This is a genomic window from Rhodococcus sp. (in: high G+C Gram-positive bacteria), assembly GCF_049591685.1.
Classification (GTDB): Bacteria; Actinomycetota; Actinomycetes; order Mycobacteriales; family Mycobacteriaceae; genus Rhodococcoides.
This window is the reverse complement of record NZ_JBAWFH010000036.1, coordinates 1-4,422: the sequence shown is the minus strand read 5'-3', so window position 1 is coordinate 4,422 and position 4,422 is coordinate 1. Positions and strand designations below refer to the sequence as shown.

General features: G+C 65.3%; 4 protein-coding genes. 3 read left to right on the top strand and 1 reads right to left on the bottom strand.

The genetic code is table 11. The features are described 5' to 3' along the window. The first annotated feature begins 134 nt into the window (after nucleotides 1–134). Together serA and WBQ44_RS01345 are read left to right on the top strand one after the other, a co-directional pair. Nucleotides 135–1,730, top strand: coding sequence for a phosphoglycerate dehydrogenase (serA, locus tag WBQ44_RS01350; protein WP_495564939.1), 1,596 nt, complete (start codon nucleotides 135–137; stop codon nucleotides 1,728–1,730). Nucleotides 1,731–1,774: 44 nt separating this feature from the next. Then, entirely contained in the window at nucleotides 1,775–2,785 is a 1,011-nt protein-coding gene (locus tag WBQ44_RS01345; protein ID WP_495564938.1) for a 3-isopropylmalate dehydrogenase, read from the top strand. 80 nt (nucleotides 2,786–2,865) lie between these two features. On the opposite strand, the gene WBQ44_RS01340 is transcribed toward WBQ44_RS01345, so the two are convergent. Continuing rightward, nucleotides 2,866–4,011: an MFS transporter gene (locus WBQ44_RS01340; protein WP_495564940.1), complete on the bottom strand. Its 1,146-nt coding sequence runs from the start codon at nucleotides 4,009–4,011 to the stop codon at nucleotides 2,866–2,868. Between the two features lie 185 nt (nucleotides 4,012–4,196). Here WBQ44_RS01340 and WBQ44_RS01335 point away from each other — a divergent pair. After that, nucleotides 4,197–4,422 (top strand): DUF2437 domain-containing protein (locus WBQ44_RS01335; protein ID WP_495564937.1); only part of this gene is annotated, 226 nt, incomplete at its 3' end.

The window sequence follows — 4,422 nt, the reverse complement described above, 5'->3', positions numbered from 1 at the left end:
GCGCTCCGGCGCGTGCCGGGTGCCCCCCGTATGCGGGGCGCCCTTAAACTCGACCTGCACCACACGCACTTCTTCAGCTCCACCGCGTCACAATCAGCCAGTACCGACCTCGACCTACATAGGGAGTTTTTCACGTGAGCCAGCCAGGCCGTCCTGTTGTTCTGATCGCCGACAAACTTGCGCAGTCCACAGTCGAGGCGCTCGGCGACGGCGTCGAGGTTCGTTGGGTCGACGGCCCGGATCGCCCGGCACTGCTCGCCGCGGTGCCGGAAGCCGACGCCATCCTCGTCCGCTCCGCCACGACGGTCGACGCCGAGGTACTCGCTGCCGGAACCAATCTGAAGATCGTTGCCCGCGCAGGCGTAGGTCTCGACAACGTCGACGTGCCTGCCGCCACCGAGCGCGGCGTACTGGTAGTCAACGCGCCCACATCCAATATTCACACCGCCGCCGAGCACGCGGTGACGCTACTGCTGGCCGCGGCGCGCCAAATCCCCGCAGCCGACGCCACTTTGCGTCAGCACGAGTGGAAGCGCAGCAAGTTCAACGGTGTCGAGATCTTCGGCAAGACCGTCGGCGTCGTCGGCCTGGGCCGCATCGGCCAGCTCTTCGCGCAGCGTCTCGCGGCCTTCGAAACCCACATCATTGCGTACGACCCCTACGTCTCCGCGGCTCGCGCAGCGCAGTTGGGCATCGAACTCGTCAGCCTCGACGAGCTACTCACGCGTGCGGACATGTTCTCGGTGCACTTGCCCAAGACCCCGGAGACCAAGGGCATCATCGGCAAGGAAGCACTCGCCAAGACCAAGCCCGGCGTCATCGTGGTCAACGCCGCCCGCGGCGGACTCGTCGACGAGCAGGCACTGGCGGACGCGATCACCAGCGGGCACGTCTTCGCAGCGGGCATCGACGTCTACGCGTCCGAGCCTTGCACCGACAGCCCGCTGTTCGAGCTGCCGCAGGTAGTGGTCACCCCACACCTCGGCGCGTCGACCACCGAAGCGCAGGACCGCGCAGGCACCGACGTCGCCAAGTCGGTACTACTCGCTCTCGCAGGCGAATTCGTCCCCGACGCCGTCAACGTCAAGGGCGGCGCAGTCGGCGAAGAGGTGTCCCCGTGGCTCGAAATCGTCCGCAAGCAGGGTGTGCTCCTCGGAGCCCTGTCCGACGAACTGCCGACCTCGCTGTCGGTCGACGTGCGCGGTGAGCTGGCCGCGTCCGATGTGCAGATTCTGAAGCTTTCCGCGCTGCGCGGACTGTTCTCCGCCGTCATCGAGGACGCGGTCACCTTCGTCAACGCTCCCTCGCTCGCCGACGAGCGAGGCGTCACCGCCGAGGTCACCACGGCCAGCGAAAGCGAGAACCACCGCAGCGTCGTCGACATTCGGGCGGTGTACGGCGACGGAACCGTGCTCAACGTCGCGGGCACGCTCACGGGCAACCTTCAGGTCGAGAAAATCGTCAACATCAACGGGCGCAACTTCGATCTCCGCGCCGAAGGCAAGAACCTGATCGTCAACTACGCGGATCAGCCGGGAAGCCTCGGCCGAATCGGCATGTTGCTCGGCGATGCAGGAATCGACATTCAGGCCGCTGCGCTGAGCCAGGACTCGGAAGGTGAGGGCGCGACGATCCTGTTGCGCGTCGACAAAGACGTGCCCGCAGACCTGCGCTCGAACATCGCGAGTTCCGTGGGCGCATCGACGATCGAACTCGTCGATCTTTCCTGAGCGAGTCGTCCACCGATACCCGTAACAACTAGAACGAGGAGTCCATGAAGCTCGCCGTCATCGCCGGAGATGGAATCGGTCCCGAGGTCGTCGATCAGGCACTCAAGGTGCTCGACATCGTCGTTCCCGGTGTCGAAAGAACCGAGTACGACCTGGGGGCACGCCGCTACAACGCGACCGGCGAGCTTCTACCGGACTCGGTTCTCGACGAAGTCCGGGCGCACGATGCCATCCTTCTCGGTGCGATCGGCGACCCGTCCGTGCCCAGCGGTGTGCTCGAGCGCGGACTGTTGCTGCGTGCGCGGTTCGAGCTCGATCACCACATCAACCTCCGTCCGGCCAAGCTGTACCCCGGAGTCGTCGGGCCGCTCGACGGCAACAAGAAGATCGACGTCGTCGTCGTGCGCGAAGGCACGGAGGGCCCGTACACCGGTAACGGTGGTGCTCTGCGGGTCGGCACACCGCACGAGGTTGCCACCGAGGTGAGCGTCAACACCCGCTACGGCGTCGAGCGTGTGGTGCGCGACGGTTTTGCCCGGGCAATGGGCCGTAAAATGCACGTGACCCTGCTGCACAAGACGAACGTGCTCACCTTCGCGGGAAGCCTGTGGGCTCGGACGGTGGACGCCGTGGCGAAGGATTTCCCGGAGGTCGAGGTCGCGTACCAGCACATCGACGCCGCGATGATCCACCTCGTCACCGATCCGGGACGCTTCGACGTGATCGTCACCGACAACCTGTTCGGCGACATCGTCACGGACCTGTCTGCGGCGGTCAGCGGCGGTATCGGTCTCGCTGCAAGCGGCAACATCGATGCCACTCGCACGAACCCGAGCATGTTCGAGCCCGTTCACGGTAGTGCGCCCGACATTGCTGGGCAGGGCAAGGCCGACCCGACGGCCGCGATCCTGTCGGTCTCGCTCATGCTGGCGCACCTCGGCGACACCGCGAATGCGGAACGCGTGGAAGCTGCTGTTGCCGCGGACCTCGTATCTCGGGGCTCCGATGCGGCGAGTACGGCCGCGATCGGTGATCGGATCGCCGGACGGCTCTGACCTCACCCCGCAATCTCACCCGAAAGCCTCCCTCGACTCCGGTCGAGGGAGGCTTTCGCGTGTATTACCGATCTCAGGGTTCAGGCGGTGGTCTCGTGATCGTCCGGAACGACAGGAACGGACAGCGCGGGAAATACCGCAGAAACGAAAAATGCCACGGGGAAGCTGAAGGCGGCCAAAACACCGAACGCCGGTGGGACGAGCGATGCGGCGATGTACTGGCCGGTGTTCTGCACACCGAGGGCTCGGCCACTCCAGTACGGCCCCGAAAACTCGGCGACGGCCGTGAACGCGAGACCGTTGGGCGCCACCGTCATGACCGATGCGAGTACGAGGAACGCGATCGAGACGGGGGAGTCGAAGTAGTCGGTCAGTGCAAGTCCGAACATGCTGAAGGACGCGCCCACCGCCACCCAACGGAGTGGGCGCATGCGGCTGCCGACACGATCGGAGAGTGCCCCGACGCTCATCCTGCCCAGTGCACCGAGGATCTGGGTGGCGGTGACGAGGATGCCTGCGGAGGCGGCCGACCATTCCCGGTCGGTCATGAGCCAAACCAGTGCGTATGTCCAGACGACGTACTGGGGCACCACCAGCAGGATCGACGTCGAATGTACGCGCCACAGTTGCGAGCCGGCCTTGTACGGATTGGCCAACAGTCCCTGTTCCAAGGCCGCGGCAAAGCTCGGACGCGGCGGATCGACGATGGCGAGGCACAGTATCGCGGCGAGCGTACACACGAGCGCTGGAACGGCGAGCGCCGCGGACACACCGTGATCGCGAGCGATGGTCGGGATCGTCAACGCTGCGATGGCGACACCGAGGGGGACGGACATCTGCCTGATGCCCATCGCCAGTCCACGCCGGTGAGGGGGGAACCATCCGACGACCACGCGTCCGCTCGCGCTGTTGGCGCTGGCCGCCGCCATTCCGCCGACGAGCAGCGCAAGGCCGAGCAACACGAACGAGGTGGTGAAGTACGCTGCTGCACTGGCCAGGGCGGTCAAGCCAAGTCCGGTGACCAGGACGAGGCGCTCGCCGATGCGGTCGACGAGCACGCCCCAGGCGATGAGGGTGAGCATGATGCCGACCGTCGGCATCGCGACGAGTAGTCCGGCGCCGGCAAGGGCGAGTCCGCGGTCGTCGTGCAGTGCAGGGATGAGAAAAGCCGCCCCGTTGATGAAGACCGCACTGGCGGTTTGCGCCAGCATTCCGAGCGCGAGCATGACCCATTTGCGGGCCGATGCCGTCGGTCGATCTTGATCGGTGGTGGTCACGACCACACCTCCGTATCTCAATATGTAAGAAAACAATCTTGCACTATGAACACCGACGCCGACTTTACATGCGCCGCCCCGGCCGCGATCGGACGGCATGGCGACGGCGCCGGAGAGGTCGATAGACTTTCGACATGCGTCTGGGTCGAATTGCAAGTCCTGATGGTGTGGCATTCGTGAGTATCGAGGGAGGGGGTAACCAGCAAACGGCGAAGGAGATTGCCGAACATCCCTTCGGGACACCGACTTTCACTGGCCGGTCGTGGCCGCTCGCCGACGTGCGACTGCTCGCACCGATTCTCGCGAGCAAGGTGATCGCCGTCGGGAAGAATTATGCGGCCCACGCGGCCGAGATGGGTG